The sequence below is a fragment of the Dactylosporangium sp. NPDC050588 genome (assembly GCF_040654975.1).
GTDB classification, from domain to species: domain Bacteria; phylum Actinomycetota; class Actinomycetes; order Mycobacteriales; family Micromonosporaceae; genus Dactylosporangium; species Dactylosporangium maewongense.
This window is the reverse complement of record NZ_JBFAJA010000072.1, coordinates 23,814-46,223: the sequence shown is the minus strand read 5'-3', so window position 1 is coordinate 46,223 and position 22,410 is coordinate 23,814. Positions and strand designations below refer to the sequence as shown.

At 70.6% G+C, this 22,410-nt stretch carries 18 protein-coding genes; 8 read left to right on the top strand and 10 right to left on the bottom strand.

Annotation, left to right across the window (positions count from 1 at the left end):
- Positions 1–705: 705 nt before the first annotated feature.
- Complete coding sequence (locus AB0I21_RS40155) at positions 706–1,077, bottom strand: metalloregulator ArsR/SmtB family transcription factor (RefSeq protein WP_360568932.1); 372 nt, start codon at positions 1,075–1,077, stop codon at positions 706–708.
- A gap of 877 nt (positions 1,078–1,954) precedes the next feature.
- Positions 1,955–2,320 (bottom strand): hypothetical protein, encoded by a 366-nt coding sequence (locus tag AB0I21_RS40150; protein WP_360568931.1) that lies wholly within the window; start codon positions 2,318–2,320, stop codon positions 1,955–1,957.
- Between the two features lie 67 nt (positions 2,321–2,387).
- On the opposite strand from AB0I21_RS40150, the gene AB0I21_RS40145 reads away from it, so the two are divergent.
- Complete coding sequence (locus AB0I21_RS40145; protein WP_360568930.1) at positions 2,388–2,978, top strand: hypothetical protein; 591 nt, start codon at positions 2,388–2,390, stop codon at positions 2,976–2,978.
- Positions 2,979–3,409: 431 nt separating this feature from the next.
- On the opposite strand, the gene AB0I21_RS40140 is transcribed toward AB0I21_RS40145, so the two are convergent.
- Positions 3,410–3,847 (bottom strand): DUF1398 family protein, encoded by a 438-nt coding sequence (locus tag AB0I21_RS40140; RefSeq protein ID WP_360568929.1) that lies wholly within the window; start codon positions 3,845–3,847, stop codon positions 3,410–3,412.
- Between the two features lie 50 nt (positions 3,848–3,897).
- Here AB0I21_RS40140 and AB0I21_RS40135 point away from each other — a divergent pair, with 50 nt between their 5' ends.
- Complete coding sequence (locus AB0I21_RS40135) at positions 3,898–4,341, top strand: hypothetical protein (RefSeq protein WP_360568928.1); 444 nt, start codon at positions 3,898–3,900, stop codon at positions 4,339–4,341.
- A 46-nt stretch (positions 4,342–4,387) separates the two neighbouring features.
- Here the strand turns inward: AB0I21_RS40135 and AB0I21_RS40130 are convergent, their stop codons facing one another.
- Entirely contained in the window at positions 4,388–4,834 is a 447-nt protein-coding gene (locus AB0I21_RS40130) for a GNAT family N-acetyltransferase (RefSeq protein WP_354896961.1), read from the bottom strand.
- A 186-nt stretch (positions 4,835–5,020) separates the two neighbouring features.
- On the opposite strand from AB0I21_RS40130, the gene AB0I21_RS40125 reads away from it, so the two are divergent.
- Complete coding sequence (locus tag AB0I21_RS40125; RefSeq protein ID WP_360568927.1) at positions 5,021–5,464, top strand: CBS domain-containing protein; 444 nt, start codon at positions 5,021–5,023, stop codon at positions 5,462–5,464.
- Positions 5,465–5,513: 49 nt separating this feature from the next.
- Complete coding sequence (locus AB0I21_RS40120; protein WP_360568926.1) at positions 5,514–9,230, top strand: FHA domain-containing protein; 3,717 nt, start codon at positions 5,514–5,516, stop codon at positions 9,228–9,230.
- Positions 9,231–9,271: 41 nt separating this feature from the next.
- Here AB0I21_RS40120 and AB0I21_RS40115 read toward each other — a convergent pair whose 3' ends face one another.
- Entirely contained in the window at positions 9,272–9,901 is a 630-nt protein-coding gene (locus tag AB0I21_RS40115; RefSeq protein ID WP_360568925.1) for a hypothetical protein, read from the bottom strand.
- Entirely contained in the window at positions 9,898–10,467 is a 570-nt protein-coding gene (locus tag AB0I21_RS40110; RefSeq protein ID WP_360568924.1) for a sigma-70 family RNA polymerase sigma factor, read from the bottom strand. Before AB0I21_RS40110 ends, AB0I21_RS40115 begins: the two co-directional genes overlap by 4 nt.
- Before the next feature lie 225 nt (positions 10,468–10,692).
- Between AB0I21_RS40110 and AB0I21_RS40105 the strand changes: the two genes are divergently transcribed.
- Both AB0I21_RS40105 and AB0I21_RS40100 read left to right on the top strand, forming a co-directional pair.
- Positions 10,693–11,574 carry a hypothetical protein gene (locus tag AB0I21_RS40105; protein WP_360568923.1) on the top strand — a complete coding sequence of 294 codons (882 nt, stop codon included), beginning with the start codon at positions 10,693–10,695 and terminating at the stop codon, positions 11,572–11,574.
- Between the two features lie 139 nt (positions 11,575–11,713).
- The gene (locus AB0I21_RS40100) at positions 11,714–15,337 is read left to right on the top strand and encodes a discoidin domain-containing protein (RefSeq protein ID WP_360568922.1); all 3,624 of its coding nucleotides are present in this window, start codon (positions 11,714–11,716) and stop codon (positions 15,335–15,337) included.
- Between the two features lie 144 nt (positions 15,338–15,481).
- Here AB0I21_RS40100 and AB0I21_RS40095 read toward each other — a convergent pair whose 3' ends face one another.
- Both AB0I21_RS40095 and AB0I21_RS40090 read right to left on the bottom strand, forming a co-directional pair.
- Complete coding sequence (locus AB0I21_RS40095; RefSeq protein ID WP_360568921.1) at positions 15,482–16,183, bottom strand: hypothetical protein; 702 nt, start codon at positions 16,181–16,183, stop codon at positions 15,482–15,484.
- Between the two features lie 117 nt (positions 16,184–16,300).
- Positions 16,301–17,587, bottom strand: a complete 1,287-nt coding sequence (locus AB0I21_RS40090) for an MFS transporter (RefSeq protein WP_360568920.1) — start codon at positions 17,585–17,587, stop codon at positions 16,301–16,303.
- 113 nt (positions 17,588–17,700) lie between these two features.
- On the opposite strand from AB0I21_RS40090, the gene AB0I21_RS40085 reads away from it, so the two are divergent.
- Positions 17,701–18,174 (top strand): MarR family transcriptional regulator, encoded by a 474-nt coding sequence (locus AB0I21_RS40085; protein ID WP_360568919.1) that lies wholly within the window; start codon positions 17,701–17,703, stop codon positions 18,172–18,174.
- A gap of 96 nt (positions 18,175–18,270) precedes the next feature.
- The gene (locus tag AB0I21_RS40080; protein ID WP_360568918.1) at positions 18,271–19,326 is read left to right on the top strand and encodes a glycoside hydrolase family 43 protein; all 1,056 of its coding nucleotides are present in this window, start codon (positions 18,271–18,273) and stop codon (positions 19,324–19,326) included.
- Between the two features lie 109 nt (positions 19,327–19,435).
- On the opposite strand, the gene AB0I21_RS40075 is transcribed toward AB0I21_RS40080, so the two are convergent.
- Both AB0I21_RS40075 and AB0I21_RS40070 read right to left on the bottom strand, forming a co-directional pair.
- Positions 19,436–19,612 (bottom strand): hypothetical protein, encoded by a 177-nt coding sequence (locus tag AB0I21_RS40075; RefSeq protein WP_360568917.1) that lies wholly within the window; start codon positions 19,610–19,612, stop codon positions 19,436–19,438.
- Between the two features lie 303 nt (positions 19,613–19,915).
- Entirely contained in the window at positions 19,916–22,321 is a 2,406-nt protein-coding gene (locus tag AB0I21_RS40070) for a family 20 glycosylhydrolase (protein ID WP_360568916.1), read from the bottom strand.
- Between the last annotated feature and the right edge of the window lie 89 nt (positions 22,322–22,410).

Here is a 22,410-nt window from a genome sequence, read left to right as displayed (position 1 = left end):
GACCTTGCCGCCGTGTGCTCCGTCGAGTCAGTCGGACGGAGCACACGGCTGGCGTTACGTCACCACCAGAGCCACTGGGCACCGCGGCGATGCTGCTGGATGGTGGGGATCGTGTCGACGATCCCGTCGCCGCGATACTCCTTGGCGGCGTTTCGGCATGCGACTCGCGCTTCCTGACGTTCTCTGCTGGTCCAGACGTGGTCGACGAACCACTTGGGCGGACCGGCGCCACCGAGGAGAAGTCGCAAGCCAGTCCGCGGGTGATGCGGACCGTCCTTGTCCGTACGAGACATGTTGACCCCTTCCGGGGCCGCAACTGCGGCCACCTAAAGGGGGTGGAACGCTGCGCTCAATGCCGTACGGAGGTCCATAACCACGACTCCAGGATAGGCCACGCCATCCGCCCAGTTACGGACGTCCCCGGCTCCACCGGGCCGGTCACCCGGAGAACCGTCCTCGGTCGCCGCCAGCCGAATCTCAACAGCCCGCTCCAAAGATCCCACGAGCACCACCCGGCCCGGGAAGTTGTCGTAACGAGGCCTCGGCATGGCCGGCCGCTCACGCCATCGGCACGTTGCTACGGACGGTGACGGACCGCAGGTGGACGTCTGCGCCGTGACAGCGGCATGAGCGCGCATCGGATCAAGGGAATTGGCGGATTGGGCGCGCTTTGCTTGACGCGCTCGTGGTCTTCGACAGTGCCGCTCAGCGCGCCCTCTTCGTCGTCCGCTTTCGGGGCGGCGTCAACAGGTCGGCGATGGCCGTGATCGCGGACGGCACCAGGCGGTAGTACGCCCAGACGCCGCGCTTCTCGCGCTCGAGCAGGCCGGCCTCGGTGAGGATCCGAAGATGATGGCTCACGGTCGGCTGGGACAGACCAAGCGGCGCGGTGAGGTCACTTACGGACGCCTCGCCCTCCGGAGCGGACTGGATCAGACTCAGTAGTTGCAGCCGAGCCGGATCGGCGAATGCCTTCAGTACTCCCGCGAGCCGCTCGGCGTCGGCACGCTCAATCGGATCGCCGACAAGCGGCGAGACAGCAGGCGTAGCAGTTGTCGCAGTTCCCACGCCTCCCATCGTTCCACCGATGCCATCGATAGGCTGGTGGAACCGGGATCAGGACTCCGATTTCGACCGCGAGGCCGGGTCCAACGTTGCACAGTTGCACGGCGGGTTCGGGCACGGACGGCGGTGAAGCCGCAGGCCACCAGTATGGCGATCATTGATCGCCATACTGGGCCGTGGCGAGCGCTTTGCGGCGTGAGCGAGCGTCAGATGGCCACACGACTTCGCCGACGCGATCGGGCGGGTCGATCAGAACCACAGCTTTAGCGGCCAGAGCTTTGGCCGAGTCGGTCCGGCGACCAGCGAGACAGTGCCGCAGGGCATGTGCCGGATCGGCGTCGAGCGAGACGGGAAGAGATCGTCCGAGAAGGTCGACACGTCGGCCTGAATATATCGGCGGATCGTTTGGGTATCGCCCGAACTTGGAAGGCCCGAAGTCTCGGGTTCCGCGCCATCGGGCCGGGAACGGCCAGTCGTTGTCCTCAGCATAGAAGGACCAGACGTCGAAGTCCTTGACCCCGTTGCTCCCGTCCACGTAGTGCTGAGCCGCACCCTGGCACAGGGCTCGACCCAGCAGACGGCCGGCATAGCGGCCGGACCCCTGTGGATGCCGACTGAACAAGTCCGCCTCGGCATCGGCGGCCAGATCGGCCAACCGCCGCAGGTCGGCGATCTCGATCGGCGCTAGTGAACGATCCGCATCCTGCGCAAGGCCGCCCGGTATTTCGCCGGGGAGACGCGCTGGTGAGGACGCGTCAACTAACTACTGCGTGGCTTCGCTGGGTTGTCGTGGGCGGCGAGCGTGTTGTGGAGGGCTTCGATCGTGCGGGGCGGATGGGTGTTGCGGGGCCCTGCGAGGACCGTGGCGGCTGCAGGTCCGTCGGTACGGCTACAGCAGCGGCGGCGGGGCGCCTTTCGCGGTTTGCTCCATCCTGGTCTTGGTCAGTGCCCGCTCGATTTGTCGGGCCACGTCGGCGAACGCCGCTTCCCACCCGTCCGCGGCCGGGCGGCGGAAGCTCCAGGACAGCTCCACGCCCGGGAACGTCGCGGCGGCGAAGGCGGAGTCGGCTGCGGACGGCTGCCACTCGCTGTACACCCGGGTTACGTCGGCGGGTGTCGCCCCGGTCTCCTGGCGCACTGTGTTCCACGCCTGCTGGAGGGCGTCGTCGTCGCGGGTGCGGGCACGTCCGGTGGCGACGCGTCCCTGCGGGTGCAGCCGGAAGGCGACCATGTTGACCTGAGGATCGGCGTTCACAGGCGGCAAGGTACACGATTGGGGCCCGAGCGAGGAGTTGGGCGCGGATCCGCATCCCGTCGCGGGCTTGGCGGCGCGGGCCTGGCCGCTGAGTCAGTCCTCGGCCGAGGCGGCGACCCGGGCCAGTGCGGCGGCGTCGTTTGGGGCGACGGCCGGCCCGGACGGCTGGTCGGGTGGCGGCACCGTGCAGATCCAGTCACTGGACGGGATCGTCGGCGCCGACATCCCCGGCGGTCCGGCCTGCGGGCTCACCCTCAACGGCGTCTTCACCGGCGGGACCGTCCCGCCCGTCCCGGCGCCGGCAAGGCTCGACTTCGCCGCCGCCTCGGGTGTCGGGTTCACCTCGATCAGGCCCGTCGTCGGCCAGGTCTTCTTCGTCGGCGACGGGCTCACCGGCACCGGCGGCGGCGAGCGGCAGCAGTTCATCGTGCCGACCGGCGCGGAGAAGTCCAGCACCACCGTCGTGTACGTGCCGGTAGTCGGAGACCGCGTCAACGCCTTCCAGGACCACTCGCTCTGCGACCGGAAGGACTCGTACATCAACGGGCTGCAGTTCGAGTACATCGTCGGCAAGCCAGCTCCCGCGCAGACGAGCTTCCACCCCAACTATCAGGGCCAGCGGGCGTACGCCGAGATGGTCGTGCCAGCCGCTAGCTGAGCGGGCACGACCAGGCCCGGTCATGCCGGGTCCGGAGAGGTGCGCCAGCGTGATCGTCATTGGTGAGCCCGCCGCCGGGGGTCTCCGGTTCTAGGCCGCCGCCAATCGCCTTGGCCAGCCCCGGGACATGGCGAAGCCGAGACCGGTGCCGGATATGTTGTCGAGGTCGCCGAGGCGCTGGAACAGCCGATCAGACGTCCGCACATCGGCACGAGCGAGCACTGCGTTCGTGGTTCGACACGCCCACTTGCCGTCACGAAGCGTGACGATCTGGATGTCGTCGGCCGCGCGTAACCTGCGGAAGCCATGCCGAAGTTCTGGCCTTGCGGACGATTTAAGTGCCGGACACGACGCAGCGGCGCACGATGACCAGCGGCAACATGGTGGTCAGGTCGGAGATGAACATCGGGTAGGGCGTGAGCGCACGCCGACTAATCGACCTTCTCGTCCAGCAATACGTTTCCGGCTTTGTCGAAGTACGTGATGGTCAACCTTTCCGTGTCGAACGTCCACTTCTCAACGCCGTGAGCGGCCAGTGCTTCAGACATCTCCACGTAGCCGACGCCGCCTTGCTCGACCTGCCGCATGTACTGCAAGAACTGCTCTTTGTCGCAGGTCTCGGCAATGGCGAACGTCTCGTGGAACACCGGGCCGACCAGCCGATGGCCGTCCACGCCGAGATATTCGGAGTGCCCGTCGGTCACGTATGAATCGTACGACTCGATGCCGATGTCCCGCAGCGCCCGTAGATAGCCGCCCAAGGTGGCTCTGCTGCCAAGGCGGTCATGTATTTCGGTGATTTGCTCAAGCGAAAACATGGCGGCAGTGTAGAGGACCGGCGCATCGACGTTCAGCGACACGTTCGACACGGGCGCGACCCGTCCGACCTGCACCGGCCGCGGCCGATACAGTGACGGGCATGCGGTTCCTCATGGGCATCATGGTTGCGGCGGTCGTCCTGTTGTCGGGTGTGGCCTGCGGCGGTGACCCAGGCACCCCCGCGTCCAGCGCCGCCGCCCGGACCGGCGGCTCCCCGGGCCCGGAGTGCCGCGGCCTCAAGGACACCACCGAGCTGTACGTGCCGGCCTTCATCGAGGCCGACGGCAAGGCCCTCGCCGCCATCAAGCGGGGCGACGCGGCCGCCGCTGCGGCGGCGGCCGCGGAGCAGGACGGCTTGGCGAAGGAATGGGCGAAGCAGTTGCGCCCACTGACCGCCGTCGTCTCCGACCCTGGCCTCAAGGAGGCCCTGAACCGGCTCGTCGCCGCCCTGGAGCAGTTCTCCGCCGCACGCGGCACGCCCAAGACCGGGGTGGTCGACGCCGCCGAAGCCGCGAAGACCGCCCTGGAGAAGGTCTGCGCCTGACCGGAAGGTGTGCAGGCGGGAACGCCGACCGGTTCGTCGGCGCGGGTCAGGGCAGGCTACGTCGCAGGATGAAGTTGAGCCCGAAGTCCGTGTCGGTGGAGCGGACGTCGACGTAGCCGAGCCGGCGGTAGAAGTCGTGCGCTGAGATGCTCGCGCCGGTCTCCATGTGGTCGTGGCCGTCGGCCGCGGCCAGCGCCTCGATGTGGCGCATGAGCTGCCGTCCTATGCCGCGACCGGCGACGCTCGGGTGCACGAACATGGTGTAGACCTTGTTGCCGTCGCGGGAGACCGTCCCGACGATCCCGTCCGCCTCGGCGACGTACATCTCCCGCTGCGTGGCGAGCTCCCTGACGCGGTGCTCGGTGAAGTGCCCGCACATCCGCTCGATGATCTCGATCGGATAGTCGCGACTGTTGACCTCGCGGAGGCAGCGCTCGATGATCCCCGCTACAGCGGGCGCATCGACGTCCCGGAGCCGCCTGATCGTCGCCATCGATCCATCATGCCTCCTCGCCGGGCCGCCCCGCGGAAGACCGCCGTCACTGCGCGGCTGATGCGTGCGCCACCACGTAACTCAACCCGCCTCAGCGGCGGGCATTGAAAGCCGTTCGTCCAATCATCGGAGGGCGGGGAGCGGGGCTACATTCACTGGCAGGAGACAGATCACGCGGGAGGCGGCGTGCTGGTCAGCGACGTGATGTCAGCGTTTCCGGCGTACATCCGGCTCGGCGCCACCATCCGGCGGGCGGCGGAGCTGGTCAGCGTGTCGGAGGTCGGCCAGCTCATGGTGCTCGACCACGACGGCAGGTTCGTCGGGTCGGTCGGTGAGGACGAGCTCGTCCGCGCCATGCTGCCGAGCTTCGACGAGGTCGCCGGGGGAGGGGGCAGCCTCGACGACGCGTTTCGGCTGTTCCTGGAGAAGGGGCGGGCGCTGGCCGACCGGATCGTCGACCCCCTCGTCGCCCGTGACACCGCCACCGTACGGCCCGGCGACGAGCTGGCCCGGGCGGCCGTGGTCATGGTCGACCGCGGGATCCGGCGCCTGCCCGTCGTCGACGGCGGGAAACTCGTCGGCACGCTGTCGCGGGCCGACCTCTGCCGTGCGGTGATCTACCATTCCTGACGTCCGGCTGGTCCTCGTCGACCGGCACACCGGGGAACGCACCGAACGGGTGTGCGCGCTGCCGGCCACGCTCGGCCGCGACGGCAAGGTGGCCTCCGTGGTCCTCGACGACCGGGACGTGTCGCGGCGCCACGCCAGGCTGGAGGCGGCCGGCGACACGCTGCAGGTGACCGACCTGGGCAGCACCAACGGGACGTTCGCCGGTGAGGAGCGGGTGACCCGCCGGGCGTTGGCCGCCGGTGAGGTGCTGCGCATCGGGCGGTACCAGATCCACTGGCTCTTCATCGATCCTGAGGCGACGGCGTTCATCGACCCGGGCGAGCGGACCTCGCTCCGGCTGGTCGGCCCGCCCACGGTCCCCGCCCGGGCGGTCGTCGACAACGCCGAGGCGCACAACCGCCGGGTGGGGCACGAGCTGGACGGGTTCCTGTCCCTCGCACACGGTTTCCTGCCGGTCGAGCCGCCGCTCACCGCGTTCCCCGAGTCGCACCGGGCGTGGGACGACATGACGGGCAGGCTGCCGGAGTTGTTCCGCCGGCTGGCGCTGCGCCGGGCGTTCGACGCGCTGCCGGTGCTCGACGCGCGGCCCGAGGCGCTGCCGGACAGGTACCTGCTGCGCGCCTCGACGATGCTCGGGGTGTTCGCGCACGCCTACCAGTACATGGCGGTCGACCCGCCCAAGGCCCTGCCGGAGTCGTTGCTGCGGCCGTGGACGACGGTGTCGCGGCGGCTGGGCAAGGCGATGCCGGCCGTGTCGTACATCGACCTCTTCTTCTACAACTGGCGGCTGAAGGACCCGTCGGGCCCGCGGGCCCTGGACAACCTCGACCTGCTCGTCCCGACCTGGGACAACGCCGCCGAGCGGGTCTTCTACCTGGTCACCACCGAGTTCGCGATGGGCCTGACCCCGGTGCTGGCGGCGATGCTCGACGCACAGGAGGCCGTGGTCGCCGACGACCCGGCCCGGCTGGAGCGCGCGCTGCTGGGCATGCTGGGCGGGCTGCGCCACGTCACCGAGGCCGTCTATCCGCAGATCGACCCGAACCCGCGCGGACGGCACCCGCTCGACCAGGTGCTGTGGGCCAAGACGGTCGGCACCGCGGGCGTGCCGATCTTCGACGGCGCCCCGAGCCCCAGCGGCACCGCACAGCCGCACTTCCACGCCATCGACGCGTTCCTGGAGCGGCGCGCCTACGGCTCGCTGGTCGGCCAGCAGAGCGTCTACCTGGCCGGGTTCTTCCCGCGGCACTGGCGCGAGCTGGTGGCGGCGCTGCGCGAGGTGTCCGTGCGGCAGTACGTCGAGCAGACCCGCAACCAGGCGCTGCGCGGCGTCTACAACGCGGTCCTCGACGCGTACGCCGGCGACCGGGGCTGGATGGGGCTGCACCGCATCAAGGCCTACGGCTTCCTCGAGGTGGCGTTCAAGGTCGGCCGTCAGGTCACCACCGGGGCCCGGTTCACGGGCCTGTTCAAGGACCGCACCTGGGACCGGGTCGACGCGGAGCTGGCCGTGGTCCGCGACGAGCGGCGCCCGCCGGTCGGGCCGCCGGTGGTGTTCGGCACCGCCCGCCGCGGCCGGGTCGTCACCGCCGAGCACGGCGCGTGGACCTGCTACCTGGAGCTCGACGTGACCGGCCAGGGCGTGCAGCACCAGCCCGGCGACCGGGTCGGCATCCTCGCCGAGCACGACGACGACCTCGTGACCCGCACCGTCGCCGCGCTGCAGGCCGGCGGCGACGAGCTGGTCCGGCTGACCCCGGCCTGGCAGGCCGCGGTGTCCGCCCGGGCCGGCTACGACGGCGACGTCGACGTGCTGCCGCTGCGCACGCTGCTGCGCTTCGCCCAGCTGCGCCCGATCGGCCGCGGCGTGGCCAAGCGGCTCGCCCGGCTGAGCGCCGTCGGCTCCTGGGGGCGGATCGTGGACGCCCGCATGGAGGACCAGTGGGAGCTCTGGGACGTGCTCAACCTGCTGCACGCCGGCGGCTGGGACGTCACCCGGCTCTGGAAGGCGGACCCGGGCGAGCCCGACGCGATCTGCGCGGTGATCCCGCCCGAGCCGTTGCGGCTGTACTCCATCGCCTCCGCTCCGCCGCCCGACGGCCCAGTCACCGCGCTGCACCTGGTCGTCGGCGGGCTGGAGTACGCCTCTGCCCGCACCCCGTGGTCGTACCCGCGCAACCGGCGCGGCGCCGCCTCCCACTTCCTGCGCCGGGCGAGCCTGGAAGACCGGGCGAAGGTGTCGCTGCGCATCGTGCCCACGCCCCGGTTCCGGCTGCCGGCCGACCCGGCACGGCCGGTGCTCATGTTCGCGGCCGGCTCCGGCATCGCCCCGTTCCTCGCGTTCGTCGCCGCCCGCACCGGCGCCGTGCCCGACCGGCTCTACTGGGGCCTGCGGACACCTTCGGAGTTCGTCGAGCACGACGGGCTCGACGCGGCGGCCTCGGCCGGCCGGCTGCGGCTGCACGTCGCGTTCTCCCGCGCCGACGCCGCCGTCACCTTCGACGGACAGCGCCACGTCGCCGGGGACGGCGAGCGGCACCGGGTCGACGACGCCGTGCGGGTCGACGCCGAAGCACTCCAGGAGCTGCTGCGCCCGGCGGACGAGGGCGGCGGCGGAGCGCACGTCTACATCTGCGGCAGCGCGGACTTCGCGGCCGCCGTCGTGCGGGCGCTGACCGGCATCATGCCCGGCGACGGGCGCGAGTTCCTGCGCCGCCTCGTCGCCGAAGGGCGGCTCGGGGAGGACGTCTTCACCACGTACCTCGGCCACGCCCAGCAGGGCCCCCGCTTCGACGTGTCGGACCTCGCCCGGCGCAACACCCCGGAGGCCGGCTACTGGATGGCGATCGGCGGCGCCGTGTTCGACGTCGGCGAGTTCCTGCACCTGCACGTCGGCGGACCGCACATCATCCGCAACCACGCCGGCCTCGACGCCACCGCCGCCTACCGCAAGGTGCTGCACCACACCCACGCCGAGATCGACGCGCAGCTCGCGATGTACCACATCGGCCACCTGCGCCGGCTGCGCTTCGGCTCCCGCTGGGGCGTCGTGCTGACCGAGGAAGGGCTGCGCTCGCTGCCCCTGGAGGAGCTCTTCCGGTCCTGGGTGCGTCTCGTGTACCTCGTCGTCGGCATGGAGAACGCGCTCAGCGCCGACTACGGCTTCACCACGGCCACCGCGACGGCCGGCGAGGACCCGGCCGAACTGACCCCGTTCAAGGCCCAGTACGTGCTCGAGGCGCACCGGCGGTTCCTCGTCAGCTACCTCGACGGGCTGCTGCAGGAGGACCTGCGGACCCTGTGGCGGCAGACGGTCGGCTTCTGCGACCCGGCCCAGGACGTCAGCGCGTACGACGCCGCCCTGGCCGCCCTGTCCGGCACCACCCACGCCGCGCTGGTCCGTCACAGCGCCCCCGCGGTACGCGAGCTGCTGCTGACCGGCGAGGACCACCGGCGGGTCACGGCCCTGTGCCACACCTACGCCCACGCCGACGTCCAGCTGCTGCGCGACGTGAAGACCGCCCTGCTCGCCGGCGTGCGGGCCTTCGAGACGCACGAGGCCGACGTCGTCGAGCACGCCGCCGCCGACCTGCTGGGGGCCGCCCGCGCGCCGCTGGACGTGATCGCGGCCTACTACCGGCGCCTGTCCGGCCAGACCCGCGGCCACGGCATCACCGCCGCCGCACCGGTCGAGGAGACGATCCCACCCGACCGCGGCCTGCCCGGCCACGGCGGCCCACCCCTCACTCCCGCCCCGGAAGCATAGGCGGCGTCGGGTACCACGATCGGTACCCGACGCCGCTCGTGTCACCGCCGGGGGCGGTTCGGGATGGCCATGCAGGATGGCAAGGTGCGTACGACCGCGGGGACCGCGATCGTGGTGCGGCCGTCGGGGTCGTCGCGGATGGCGTAGCCGAAGGCCAGGGTGTCGGCGGCCGGGATCTTGTCAGGCCGGACGGTGATGACCACGCCTGTGTCCTGGAACCGGTAGGAGACCGGATAGCGGTTCAGCTGCTCGGGAGTCGCAGTGGTGAGGAACGGGAACATCGGATCCATGTCGAGCGGTGTCGTGCACCGATCGGCCGGGACCATGCGCATGACGACGGTGCGCGCGCCGGCCCGCGCGAGTTCGGCGTTGAGCCTGTCCGTGTCCTTCAGGCGGTCGGCGCGGAACGAGACGGCGATCGACCCGTCGGCGTGTTTGTCCACCGTGTACGCAGCGGCGGGTCCGGCGACGAAGAACGCGGTGGCGGCGGCGGCCACCGTCGCACCGGCCACCGCGGCGACGAGCCGGCGACGTCCGCGCCGCCCGGGTGACACCTGTGGCACGGCGAGGACCCGCTCGAGCAGGGCCTGAGCTTGCGAGTCGCGCGGATCGGGTTCGGGCATGGCGAGCGCCGGGTCGGCCGCGCGCAGGCGGCCCAGAGTGTCGTTCATGGACTGGTACTCCCTTGGGGAACGATGGATGGCCGGGTGCGCCGGGCCGTCGAGGTGTCCTGCTCGTCCGTCGCCAGCAACCGCTGGGCGAATCGTCGCCGCGCCCGGTGCAGCCGCACCTTGAGCGCTGTGCGCGTACATCGCAGGACGAGCGCCGCTTCGGCCACGTCCAGCCCTTCCCATTCGATGAGCCGCAGGACCTCCTGGTCGGCCGGGGACAGTTCGGCGAGCACCGCACGGACGCGCATCTGCTCGTCGACCTGGGCCGAGTGGTCCGGCGCGTGGACGTCGCCACCGGCGGCCGCCTTGTCGGTCAGCCGTTGCAGGCGCGTCCGCCCCCGCAGCTCGTTGGCGATGACCTGCCGGGCGGTGGAGTAGAGCCAGGCTCGGGCGTGGTCGGGCGGCAGCTCGCCGAGCCGGCGCCAGGCGATGAGGAACGTGCCGGCGACGATGTCGCCCGCCGCGTCGGCGCCTACCCGACGTGTAGCGAAACGCGTCAACTCCGCGTAGTGGGCCTCGAACAGTTCCTCGAAGCGCCTTCGAGCGGCCGCGTCGTCTGGTTCCATATCTGGGAATGTCCGCCTGGAGGCCTCTGGTTACCGGTCTCGAACTGTAGGTTCACGCGATCATGGTTTCGCTGAGCTCGGCCGGGACCAGGAAGATCCCGGAGCCGGTTCCTTACCGAACTCGTACGTTGCCTTGACGTTGTGCTGAAGTCGAGCGCGTGTCTCCACGTGTGCGGCCCGCCGATCCCGGTGGGCCGAAATCACACGAGAGGTGGAGACAAGGACATGAACACCACCATCGCGAGGTGGGGCCGGCGACTCGGTACCGTCGCGGCGCTGACGCTCATCGCCGCTGCGGCGACCGCCGTGCTGGCCGGGCCGGCGTCGGCTTCGGGCATCTCGGGGCTCGACATCGTCGAGGACAGCAGCGGCGTCAACAGTGACCCGGACAACGAGGCGTACGCCGAGTGCCCGGCCGGCACCAGGGTCGTCGGGGCCGGGGTCACCAACACCGGCCTCGGCCAGGTCGTCGTCGACATCCTGCGGCCGGAGACGCGGGCCGTGTACGCGCACGCGTTCGAGGACGGCAACGGGTTCTCCGGCAGCTGGAGCCTGACCGTCCGCGCGATCTGCGCACCCGACGTGGAACTGATCAACTACGAGATCGTCGGCGTGACCAGTACCCCGGACTCGAGGTCGCCGAAGGACATCACGTCGACCTGCACGGGTGGCAGGGCGCTGATCGGGATGGGTTGGGCGCTCGCCGGGGCGGGCGGCGACGTGGGCGTCACCGATGTGATCCCGTCGTCGGATCACGTCTACGTCCGGGCGTACGAGGAGAACAACTCCGCGACGACCGCCGCCTGGAGCGTGACCGCCTACCGGATCTGCGCCTCCTCGCTCACCGGCCTGGTCATCCGCACCAGCTCGACGACCCCCGGGTCGGGCAGCCAGGGCAAGAGCCAGCCCTGCCCGGTCGGCAAGGTCGCCCTCGGTGGCGGCGCGAACATCGTCGGCGGCACCGGCAACGTCGTGCTGCACAACCTGTGGCCCGGCAGCTTCTACGGGAACCAGTGGCTCATGAGCGCCAACGCCACCGAGGACGACGACGGCGCGCCCGCGGCGTGGCACCTGACGCTGAACCAGATCTGCGTCTCTGCAGTGTGACCTGCCAGCGCGTGATAATTCGTATTAGTGTCTTGACGCCGGCCGATCGGAGCCACGAAACTCTTTGATCGGCCGGCATCCCATGGGACTTTCTGCGCCAAGGGCTCGGGTTCGGTTCAGCCAATTGAAAGGGCAACACATGCGCCGCCTGCTCTCCGCCGTTGCGGCATCCGCCGCGACCGTGGCGCTCGTCGCGACCGTGCTCGTCGGCCCCGCGGCGGTCGCTGACGACGCCCCCGCCTTCGGTGCCCCTGACGCCATCGCCGCGGACTACTACGGGGCACTGCTGCGGCACACCCGGTGGGTCGAGACAGTGTGGGACCCGGCTGCCGGCGCCTACCAGCTGACGGACTTCAACTTCGCCGTCGTCCTGGGCAACGCCGTCCTGCTCACGCACGGCGAGTACGACGCCGAACTCGCCGGCGTGAGCAAGGACGTGCTGCGGGCGCACACGTTGGCCACGATCAGGAAGTTCGCCGCGGACAACCGGCTCGTCCGGGCGAACGGCACCTGGGGCAAGAGGCTCTTCTGGGATTCGACGTTCGAGTCGTACTTCCTCGACGCGGGCAGGCTGCTGTGGGCCGAGTTGGACCCGGCCACGCAGGCGAACCTCAAGACCATCGCCACAGGCCAGGCGAAGTACGCCGCCGACCTGAACTTCGCGCAGGACCCGCTGTCTGGTAGCTGGGACGCGCGGTGGCCCGACGGCGCCTACCAGGGAGACACGGCGCTGGAGGAGTCCGGCGTCTATACGCAGGCGCTGTCCCCGGGCGTCGCATGGGCGCCCGACGACCCCGACGCGGGACGCTGGACCGACCAGCTGAACACCTGGGCCCGGAACGCGGCCGGTCAGCCGACTGCGGACCGCAACAATCCGGCGCAGGTCGGCGGAGCGCCGATCTCGAGCAACACGATGCACAACATCCGCGACACCTACCTCGTGGAGAACCATGGGGCGTACGCACCGCACTACCAGTCGGACATCTGGCGTTCGGGCGGCCGCAACTCCATCCAGTTCATCCTCAACGGCCGGCCCGTGCCCGAGGTCCTGCTGCGCCAGCCGAACTCGGCCGAGCTGTGGAACTCGCTCCAACTCGGCATGTCGGCGCAAGGTGAGCCCTTCATGCCGATGGTCGCCGACCGCGAGTTCCTCTACGGCCGCGACGTGATCCCGCTGGCGTTCGTCGGTCAGGTACTGCGCCGCCCCGAGGCGGTGACCGCCGAGAAGCACCTGGCCGCCGGCTTGGCCGCCTATCAGGCGTATGCGCCGACGAACCGGCTGACGAAGTTCTCCGGCGAGGCGAAGTACGAGCCCGAGGCGCGCGCGGAGATCGCGATCTCCTACCTGCTGCACGACCACGCAGCCAACTCGGCCGCCGGGCCCGTGCAGCCGCTGACCGACGCGCAGGCCCTTGCCGCCGCCGCCGGCATGCGCGACTACGGTGCCAGCGCTGGGATCGTCATGCAACAGACCACGACGGCGTGGGCGGCCGCCCTCAGCAAGCCCGGGTACGTCAAGTTCCCGTGGGTGCCCGGCCACGACTCGTGGCTGTTCCAGGTCTCGGGCGCGACGCCGTTCCTGTACCCGTCGACGAGCGCGAAGATCGCGTCCCGCGACGTCACGACGTACACACGGCCTCGCGACGGATTCGACGGCACGGCGTCGGTGTTCCAGGTCGGGTCCGGCTACGCGGGGCAGGCGACGCTGTCGACCGGCGCGGCGGTCTACGCCTCCACGGGCGCCGGAGCCGATGACGGCATCGTGTCGGTGCGCAACCTCGACATGGGCGGCGCGTTCGGGCTCGACGGCTCGCGGACCTACACGACAGCCGAGGGCACCGCCACGGTCGCCCCGCAGGCCAGGATTCCCGCCGACCCGGCCGACGCGAAAGCCGCCCGCGTGGACGACCTCACGTTCGGCGCGCCCACCACCGCCCGGTACGTGCGCATGCTCGGCCAGCAGGGCAACGCCAAGTACGGCTACTCCATGTACTCGCTGCACGCGTACGGTCCCGGCGACGGTTCGACGGCGCCCACCGATGTCGCGGCCGGCCGGCCGGCGACGGCGTCCAGTGAGGACGCCGCGAGCGGGTACGCGGCGGCCCATGTCACTGACGGTGACCCGTCGACCCGGTGGGCCGTCTCGGTCGCCGAGCGCACCCGGCCGGACTCCTGGCTTCAGGTCGACCTGGGTGCCCCGACCCAGCTGGGTTCGGTCCGCGTCGCGTGGGAGTCGGCGGCCGGCGCCCGTTATCTGGTGCAGGTCTCCGACGACGGGCAGATCTGGCGCACGGCCGCGGCCTACGGCAACGCTCCGGCGGACGTCAACGTCGCGCGCCTCGACACCGTGGACCTGACCCCGCCCGGGCAGACGGCACCGGCGCCGGTCACGACGCGCTACGTGCGGATGCAGGGGGTGCGGGGCAATGCCCAGTACGGCTACTCGCTGTACCACTTCCGGGCGTTCGAGCCGAACGGCACGGACGTCGCGGCCAAACGCCCGGTGACGGCGTCGAGCGCCGACACCGGCTTCCCCGCGAGCGCCGTCACCGACGGCAGCCCGACCACGCGCTGGGCCGTGTCGAAGGCGGACCGCCTCCGGAGCGACTCGTGGATCCAGGTCGACCTCGGCGGGCCCACCGCGCTGTCGCAGGTGCAGCTCGGCTGGGAGGCCGCGGCGGGAGAGGAATACCGGGTGCAGACCTCGACGGACGGCGTCACCTGGCAGGACGTCGCGCGGCACCGGGAGACCGGCAACCGCGTGCTCGAGTCGGACGGCGGGTGGATCTCCGTCGAGAACAAGGGCGGGTTCGTCGTCCGCGGCTCCGACGCCCCGATCACCGTCTCCCGCGCGAGCGACACCCAGCAGGTGATCCGCCTCGCCGACGGCGGCCAGGGGCCGCGCCTGATCGAGATGGTGCCGGGCACGGCCGCCGCGACGGCCGCGCAGGCTGCGCGCCCCGAGCCGACGACGTCGAACCCCGCCACGCAGGCCGCGCTGGTCGACGGCTTCCTGGTCGTCTTCAACCTCTCCGGCACCGGGGCCACCACGGCGGTCACGATCCCGCACGGCGGCGGTGCTGTTCCGTTGTATGCCGGCACACAGCGCGTCGGGGCGACGTCCTCCGTGCTGGACGTGACGCTCCGCCCGGGCTCGGCCGTCGTGCTCACCCCGCGGGTCACCGCGGTGACGCCGGGCAAGGGGACGGCCCCGGCCGGACTGACCGCCGTGGTCGACGACGCGCGCACCATCCACGTCTCCTCCAACGGCACCGCCCGTTCGGTGCAGCTCCGCAACCTCGAGACCGGGGAGGTGCTGGGCGCCGGCCTGCCGCCGACGGGCATGGTCAAGACGGTGTCCTTCTCCTCCGCCCGCCCGTACCCGGTCGCGGATCTCGCGCTCGGCACGGAGATCTTCCCCGCGTCCGTGCTGCCGCAGGGCATGACGCCGCCGTCCGCCGCTGTCGACGGCGACCGGGGCACCGCCTGGGTCCCAGGACCGGACGGGCGCATGGTCGTCGATCTGGGGCGGTCCGCCGCGATCGGCACGGTCGCGCTGACCTGGGACGGGGCGCGGGCGCCTGCGGTGACGGTGTCGGTCAGCGACGACGGCCTGACGTTCACCGACGTCGGCTCGGTCGCGGCGGGCACGCGGCTGGGCTCGGTCCAGGTGGGCGCCGCAGCGCGGTACGTCGCCGTGACCACCACGTGGCATCAGGGCGACGCCGGGCTCGGCACACTGGAGGTCGGCCCGGGCGTGTAGCGCCGACGAGTTCGAGCGCAGCCGGCACGACGGCGGTGCGCGTCCGGCGGGTCTTCCCGCCTATCCGCACCATGGCACCATGACCCTCCCCGGGTTCTCACCCGGGGAGGGCGTGGCTCATCGGACGAGGACACTCGAACGTGGTCAAGCGGATGGACGAAAGCGTGCGACCGTACCACCCGCCTTCAAGCCGCTGCCCGCCTCCCACCGGCCGTTGAGAATCGCGGTCGCGCGCTGCTTCGTCTCCTGGTCCGCGTCGCCCGCCAGGATGGCACGGGCCACAGCGCCGGCGATGGACTCGGCGCACTCACGGTTCTTGCGGCGAAACGCGAACCCGGTTCCCCATGACCGTGAGCCGGGCAGGGCGTTGTCGCCTCCGAGCGAGGTGCCGGGTGTGGCCGTCTCGATCTGGATGACGTCCTTCTCGTAGCCCACCTCGTCGATGGTCACCAGGGGCCAGCGGGCGGCCACGACGCCGCCGCGCTTCTGACCGTCGAGTGGGTCGTTGTCGTAGTCGCGCCCTTTGTACGCGCTGATGCGCAGGTTGACGTCGGTGACCAAGATGGCGAACTCGCCCACCGCCAGCTGCTTGTCCGCGAGCGCGCCGGGCGATTCGGCCGCGGCTCCCTCGCCGTCTTCGTTGACGGACACAGTCATGATCGACGGAGGCGAATCCGGCATCCAACCGATCAGCCAGCGAGCGACTTCGCGTTCACGCGAATCGGGTGGCAACGCCGGCATTCCGCTGCTGTCCACCGCGAGATCGAGCTCCTCGCTGAACGCTCCGCTGGGAAATCGGCTCATCGCGAAGTAGTACGCCGTCGGAAAGAGTGTCCTCAGCTTCACCGCCCCGACGCTAAAGCCGCCGGCTACCCTGCGGGATGGGCGATTCGGCCGACATCGTCGGCCTGATGGCCTGCTGACGTCGTCGATTGCGGACGATGCCCGGTCGGCCGTCGTCGGTCATCGGCGTTCGGTGGTCTTCTCGAAGTCGATGGCGTCCGGGGCGCCGCCGAACTCGTCGGCGACCTCGCCGGCCACGTCGTCGGCGGAGCCGTGCGGCGTGCCGGCGGCCATGGCGGCGTCGGCTGCGGTGAGGGGCCCGTGGCCGGTGGACAGCACGAGGACGCCGAGCACGACGGCGACCGCGCCGACGGCGAACGGCACGTGGATGTTCCACTGGTCGACCATCTTGCCGGCGGCGTAGGGGGCCAGGCCGCCGCCGATGAAGCGGACGAACCCGTACGCGGCGGAGGCGATCGGGCGTTCGACCGGAGAGACCAGCATGACGGCCTGGGTGGTCAGCGTGTTGTTGATGCCGGCCATGACCCCGGACAGCACGACGCAGACGATGACGGTCCAGCGGCTCTCGGTGAACACGCCGATCAGCAGGAGCAGCACCGCGAACGCGCCGAGCGCGCCGTAGAGCGATGGTGCGGTGCCGAACCTGCGCTGCAGCCAGGGCGCGCCGGTGATGGAGAAGAAGGCCAGCAGCAGTCCCCAGGCGAAGAAGACGAACCCGAGCTGGATCTCGTTGAGCTTCATCGGGTACGGGGCGTAGCCGAGCATCGTGAAGAAGCCCCAGTTGTACAGCAGCGCGGTGATGCCCATGGTGAGCAGGCTGCGATGCCGTAGGGCCCGGATCGGTGCGGACAGCGGGGTGGGCCGGGCCGGTTTCGGGGTCGGCTCGACCAGGATGACGGTGGCCAGCAGGGCGATCGCCATGAGCACGGAGACGCCGAAGAACGGGCCGCGCCAGCTGATGTTGCCCAGCAGGCCGCCGATGAGCGGGCCGGCGGCGATGCCGAGGCCGAGGGCCGCCTCGTAGAGCACGATGGCGCCGGCGAAGCCGCCGGTGGCCGAGGCGACGATGACCGCCAGGCTGGTGGCGATGAACAGCGCGTTGCCCAGGCCCCAGCCGGCCCGGAAGCCCACGATGCCGCCGATCGAGCCGGAAAGGCCGGCCAGCGCGGCGAAGACGACGATGAGACTGAGGCCGGTGATGAGGGTCGCCTTTGCGCCGATGCGGCTGGCGACCCAGCCGGTGAAGAGCATGGCGACCGCGGTGACCAGCAGGTAGCTGGTGAACAGCAGGCTGACCTGGCTGGGCGTGGCGCGCAGCTTCTCCGACAGTGCCGGCAGGATCGGATCGACCAGCCCGATGCCCATGAAACTGACCACGCAGGCGAAGGCGACGGCGAAGACCGCCCGGGGCTGCTTGAACAACGACTGACCGGCAGCGGAACTCACCGGTTCACCTCCGCGGAGACAGGATGCCGGCGGTGCGCGACGTCGAGCCGTCGCTCGGTGCGGCCGCCAAGAAGGAACATCAGTGGTTTCCACTCTAGATGCATAATGGGGTTATGCAAACGGAGTCCGGTGCGAGTCCCGGGTCACAGCTACTGCCGGTGCTGTCGGGTCTGGTCGACCTGCTACGCCAGCTGCAAGGGCCGGAACAGCCCAGCTCGGTCGCGCTGACCGTGCTGCGGTTGCTGGCGGAGCGCGGTCCCGGGCGGGTGACCGACCTGGCACGGCTGGCCCGGGTCTCCCAGCCGGGCATGACGCAACTGGTCGGCCGGATGGAGAAGGCCGGACTGGTGCGGCGCGTCGCCGACCCCGGCGACGGGCGGGCCGTGCTCGTGGAGCTCACCGCGGCCGGTCGCGAGCAGCGCGCCCGCACCTTCGCGTATCACGCCGCAACCCTCGACACGTTGTTCGAGCGGCTGGATCCGCGCGACAGCGACGTCATCACGCAGGCGCTACCGGCCCTGATCCGCCTGGTCGACGCGGGACATGCCGAGCGTCCCGGCCACAGTCCATCTGGCGGCGAACTTTAAATAAAGCTTACGATTTCGTCCAGGTCATTGATTGCCGCGCGTCTATAGGGAGACTCGGTAGCAGCGACCCGATGCAGGTGACCGGGAGGACGAATCATGGCGAAGCTTCGGCATGCCCTGATCGGAGGTGTGGCCCTTCTCGGCGTGCTCGTGCTCGCCCCGACCAGGGCCGCCGACGCGGGCGCGACCACGCTCGGCGGCGCCGATCCCAGCGTCATCAAGGTCGGCGGCCTGTACGTCGCGGCGAAGTCCGTCGACGGCGGCATCGCCATCCGTACCGCCACCACGCTCGCCGGCATCGCGGCCGCGCCGAAGAAGCAGGTGTGGCGCGACACCGGCGACCTCGGCGAGGTGTGGGCGCCGGAGATCGTCCACCAGGACGGCCGCTACCACGTCTACTTCTCCGCCGGCCGCAGCGCCGCCCACCGCATGTACCACATCAGCTCCGCGACTGCCGACTCCGGCTACTCGGCCGCCACGAAGGTCGCGCTCCCCGGCGACAAGTGGGCGATCGACGGGGTGCCGTTCACGTACCAGGGACAACGCTGGTTCGTGTGGTCCGGCTGGGCCGGCGACACCAACGTCGAGCAGAACCTCTACATCGCCCGCATGACCGGCCCGACCACGACCACCGGCGCCCGGTACGTCATCTCCCAGCCGCGGGAGGCATGGGAGCGGACCGTCGGCAACCCCTACATCAACGAGGCACCGCAGCCGATTCTCGACCCGAACGGCCGCCTGCACATCGTGTACTCCGCCAACGGCAGCTGGAGCAGCAAGTACTGCCTCGCCGACCTGAGGCTACGGGCCGGTGGCGACCCGACCTACGTGTGGGACTGGTACAAGAGCAACGGCTGCCTCTTCGGCTCCTACGCGCCGAACATGATGACCGGCTGGGACCCCACGCTGTACGTCGACGGGCCAGGCCACCACACGTTCGTCCTCGAACGCGGCGACATCGCGACGAGCCCGCCGTCCGGCAACCGGTTTCCGACGATGTACCACGCGGTCGCCAAGGGCACCCCGTACTCGTGGTCCAACCGGTACTGGTACACCGGCACCGCGGTCTGGTGGGGCAGCGTCACCTACCGCCGCGCCAACGTCCCCGGCCCCACCACGGACCTCGGCTTCGGCCTGAAGTTCTTCGAATAGGCGGCGACGGGGCGGTGTCGCGGTCCAGGTCACCGCGACATGGCGGTTCGACTCCTGTCTGGAGTCCGGTGATGCGACCCGTCGTCGCGCGGTAGCCACTGCACCACGCTCACCGCAAGCCGGCGGAAGCCGAGGTCGGCGGCGCACCGGGGGCCGGCCCGGCCGGGCGGTCGCGGAAGGTCATCAGCACTTCGGTGGGCACGACCGCTCCGGTGAAGAAGCCGGCCCTTCCGAGGTGCGTTGCAATGTGTTTGATCAGGCCATTGGCGAACATGCGGAAACCCATCCGGACGGTTGGCTTCGGGCGGGCCGACATGACCCGCCAGTGCCCGCACGCTAACGCGGCGCCGGGCTCCGGCCACACCCCGAACTACGCTGGGTAAACCCCTACCCGGTGGAATTCCCAGGGCGGCCGCGCGTCGGATCCGGTGGGCACGGACCGTCATCTGTCGACTGTGGACATCGTGGACAGGGGTCGGGTAAGGGTTTACGAGCATCCGAAGCCGTCGATAGCGTCCGTGTCGCTGGCCGAGCTGGTGTCCGACGAGTCCTTCCGGCGCAAGGTCCGCGCCGACATGCCGAATCCGCGCTACCGGTTGAACTGGAACCAGTTGAGGTTGACGAAGTCGGCGCCCGCGGTGCCGGTGAACGTGACGAACACGGTGTGGACGCCGGTGGCCGTGCCGGTCAGGTTGGTGGTGGTGCTGGTCCAGGCCTGCCAGCCGCCGGTGGAGGTGACCGGGACGCTGGCGATGATCGGGCCGGTGGCGGAGTCCAGGCGGTACTGGATGGTGCCGCTGCCCGCCCCGGACGCCAGCCGCGTGGTCACCGACGCCGCGGTCGGGGTGCCGAAGTCCACGCCTGCGTAGCCGAGCCAGTCGCCGGGCGTGATGTAGCCGACGTTCTGGCCCCCGCCGGTGTCGGTGGTGGTCTCGGTCTGGGTGCCGGACTGGCTGCTGAAGCTCTCCGCCTGCCGGACGCTGTAGGCGTTGGGGAGGCCGCCGGCGGTGAACTGCAGCCAGTTGAGGTTGACGAAGTCGGTGCCCGCGGTGCCGGTGAAGGTGAGGTACAGCCGGTGCACGCCGGTGGCCGTGCCGGTCAGGTTGGTGGTGGTGCTGGTCCAGGCCTGCCAGCCGCCGGTGGAGGTGACCGGGACGCTGGCGATGATCGGGCCGGTGGCGGAGTCCAGGCGGTACTGGATGGTGCCGCTGCCCGCACCGGAGGCCAGCCGGGTCGTGACCGAGGCCGGCGACGCCGCGCCGAAGTCGAGGTCGTAGGCGAGCGTGTCGCCGGGCGTGACGTAGCCGACGTTCTGGCCGCCGCCGGTGTCGGTGGTGGTCTCGGTCTGCGTGCCGGACTGCGCGGTGTAGCTCTCGGCCTGGATCTGGGTGTACGCGCTGCGGGTCGTCGGCTGCGTGCCCCACGGCACCTGCGGCGAGCTGTAGAAGTTGATTCCCTGGACCGTCCACCGTGGACCCTGGGCGCCGAGCCGGACCTTGAAGGTGTCCCAGTTGCGTGCCGACTGCGGCGACCACGCCAGCTCGGCGAGTGCGGGCAGCCGCGGGAACGCCATGAACTCGATGCCGGCGAGGTTGGTGATCGTCTCGGTCCACATCGGAGCTTCGACGCCGAGGATCGCGCTGGCCGGAACGCCTGCGAGGTAGGCGCCCGGGTCCCAGTTGTAGGCGGTCTGCACCTCGATCAGGCCGGCCCAGGTCTGGCCCAGCGGGGTCGAGTTGGTGTACTTCATGTCGAGGTACGCCTTGTTCGCCGGCGACAGCAGGATCTTGTCGCCCTTGCTCACCGCCGCGCTCAGGTCGGCGTCCGATGTGGAGGTTCCCCAATACTGCGCGACCCGGTTCGTCGTGTGGGTGGCCTGCCCGATCTGGTGCCAGCCCATGACGGTCTTGCCGGCGGTGCCGACGAAGGGCTGGATGCGGTTCATGAAGGTGGTGTAATCCGCCGGCGGCGTGCTCGACGCCTCGTCGCCGCCGATGTGCAGGTACGGCCCGGGGGTGAGCGCGGCCAGTTCGTTGAGCACCTGCTGCACGAACGTGTAGGTGACCTCCTTGCCGACGCACAGCGAGCTGAAGCCGACGGCCGTGCCGGTGTAGAGCGGCGGGGCCGTGTTGTTGCAGTTGAGCTGCGCGTAGGAGGCGAGCGCGGCGTTGGTGTGCCCCGGCATGTCGATCTCGGGCACGACGGTGATCTGCCGCGACGCCGCGTAGGAGACCAGGTCGGAGTACTGCGCCTTGGTGTAGTAGCCGCCCGCGCCGCCGCCGACCTGGGTGCTGCCGCCGACGGTCGCCAGCTGCGGCCAGGCGTCGATCACGATGCGCCAGCCCTGGTCGTCGGAGAGGTGCAGGTGCAACGTATTGATCTTGTACTGCGCGATCTCGTCGATGTACCGCTTCACCACGTCGGGGGCGAAGAAGTGCCGGGACACGTCGAGCATCGCGCCGCGGTACCCGTACCGCGGGAAGTCGACGATCCGGCCCCCGGTGACCGTCCACGGTCCACTCTGGACGGTCCGCGCCTCGACGGTCGCCGGCAGCAGCTGCCGCAGCGTCTGTACTCCGTGAAACAGCCCTGCCGTGGTCTGGGCGCGGAGCGTGACGGCGGCGGCGGTCACGTCGAGCTGATAGCCCTCGGTGCCCACGCTGGGGTCGGCGCCGGACAGCAGCAGCGCGATGCCGCTTGCCGGCGTGCCGGTCGTGGTGGAGACCGGCAGCGCGTAACCGGTCGACGGGCGGAGGATGCCGGCGAGGTAGTCGCCGACGTCGGTGGCGCCGGCCGCGGTCTGAATCGCGGCGTTCGACGGCAGCGTGTAGGTCACGCCGGCCGCGGGCTGCGCCGACACGGGTGCGGGCACGACGTCGGAGAGGCTCACCGCGGCGCTGGCCGGGGAGCCTGCCAGCACCCAGGCGACGCCGGCGGCAACGGTCGCGACGGCCGTGGCGGAGGCCAGCAGCAGGCTGCGCGGGGAACGAGGCACGGCATCCTCCGGCAATTGTTAAGTTTCCTGCTAATTTGACGGCAGGCTATGTCCTGGACGCAGACGTGTCAAGGGCCGCCACACGCCAG